This window comes from Acinetobacter endophylla (genome assembly GCF_053543775.1).
On the sequence record NZ_JBLVOM010000032.1, the window covers coordinates 1 to 1,604 of the forward strand.

1 protein-coding gene and 2 pseudogenes are annotated in these 1,604 nt (G+C 38.5%); 2 read left to right on the forward strand and 1 reads right to left on the reverse strand.

Annotated elements, in window-relative coordinates; all coding sequences use genetic code 11:
* Positions 1–597 precede the first annotated feature (597 nt).
* Together ACNPNW_RS03895 and relB are read left to right on the forward strand one after the other, a co-directional pair.
* A pseudogene (locus tag ACNPNW_RS03895) lies at positions 598–954 on the forward strand (type II toxin-antitoxin system RelE/ParE family toxin).
* Complete coding sequence (relB, locus tag ACNPNW_RS03900; RefSeq protein WP_001140620.1) at positions 947–1,249, forward strand: type II toxin-antitoxin system RelB family anti-toxin; 303 nt, start codon at positions 947–949, stop codon at positions 1,247–1,249. The pseudogene ACNPNW_RS03895 and the gene relB overlap by 8 nt, the downstream one beginning before the upstream one ends.
* A 41-nt stretch (positions 1,250–1,290) precedes the next feature.
* Here the strand turns inward: relB and ACNPNW_RS03905 are convergent.
* Positions 1,291–1,452 (reverse strand): annotated as a pseudogene (locus ACNPNW_RS03905) (IS6 family transposase); the annotation flags it as partial.
* Between the last annotated feature and the right edge of the window lie 152 nt (positions 1,453–1,604).

Genomic DNA, 1,604 nt, shown 5'->3' on the forward strand with positions numbered 1-1,604 from the left:
ATTGAACAAAGAAATTTAAATCCTGTGCTTGACTCTTGTGGTTAAAAACAGGACATTTTAAATGGTTTATCGCATAGACATTTTAATTGGTGAATAACAACACTTGTATATTAATTGAAATATCAGCAACTTATTAAAATCAGAAAAATGCAAAAATGAGCAAAAAGCCGATTTTGAAACAAGTCGGCTTTTTTATGAGCAGTTTTGATAGTTCTTGCCAATAATCCTGTATAGAAAATGATCAATTTTGGCATTTTCCCAATGTTCTCAGCTCTTCCAGGGCGAAAACTATCCCCAATTGCTGTGGATGAAATTTAGGCTATTTTGTACGCTTTGGCGCACATAAATCTCGGCCCTTTGCTGCTATGCGGCATACTGGAATTTTCCTATGATCAAGTCATCAGGAACAGGATGTTCCATAACATAAAACAAAAATTATAAGTTATTGCACATGGACCAGAGGGTACAACAGCACAATCAGCAACGATAAAAAAACCCGGCAGGATGCCGGGGTTTTTTATTGCCTATCCTTTTTCATTTGCAAAACAAACATAATGCCCCTAAAATATAGACTATAATCTATATTTTGGTTGTGGTATGTGGACAGTCATTACGACAGATCTATTTAATCAGTGGCTTGAACAGCAAGATGAACCTACACAAGAGAAGGTCCTAGCTGCCCTGGTTGTTCTACAGCAGTAGGGACCGAGTTTAGGCCGTCCTTTAGTAGATACTGTGTATGAGTCTAAATTTACCAATATGAAAGAACTGCGTGTTCAACATCGCGGTAGACCCTTAAGAGCTTTCTTCGCATTTGATCCCTCACGACAGGCTATTGTTCTATGTATTGCTGATAAAGGCGGTAAAAAGCGTTTTTATAAAGACATGCTGGATATTGCAGATGAACAATACCAACTTCATCTCACTACCCTAGGAGATAAATCTAATGGCTAAGACTCTGCAAGAATTGTTAGCTAGCCGCTCTCCAGAGAGCCAAGCCCGTATTCAAAAAATGGCTGATGAATTACTGCTAGAAAATCAGCTTCATCTTATTCGTGAAGAACTCGAAATTTCTCAAAAAGAGCTTGCTGAAACTTTGGGAATAAAACAGCCATCGCTTTCAGCAATAGAAAATCGTGGCAATGATCTTAAGATTTCAACCATGAAAAAGTATGTTGAGGCAATGGGTGGGAAGCTCCGTATTGATGTAGAGCTTCCAACAGGAAAACATATAGGATTCAACGTTTAACAATAAAAATGGGAGCTATAGGCTCCCATTTTTAGATTCGTATAACGTTGAACCCAACGGTAAATAGTCGTGTGATCAACATTCACACCCCGTTCGGCCAGCATTTCCTGCAGTTCACGATAGCTAATGCCATATTTACAATACCAGCGCACAGCCCAAAGAATGATTTCGCCCTGAAAATGCCGACCATGGAAAGGATTCATATGCTGCACCTTTAGCTAAAACAGTCTTCAGCTTACCATTCGTGGTTATTTGCAACAGTGCCGATTTTTTGAAAAAAGCATAGGTCTAGATAATCAAGCTAGATTTTTTAAAACTCCACATTGGTCAATTGTACATAAACCATCACAAGTAC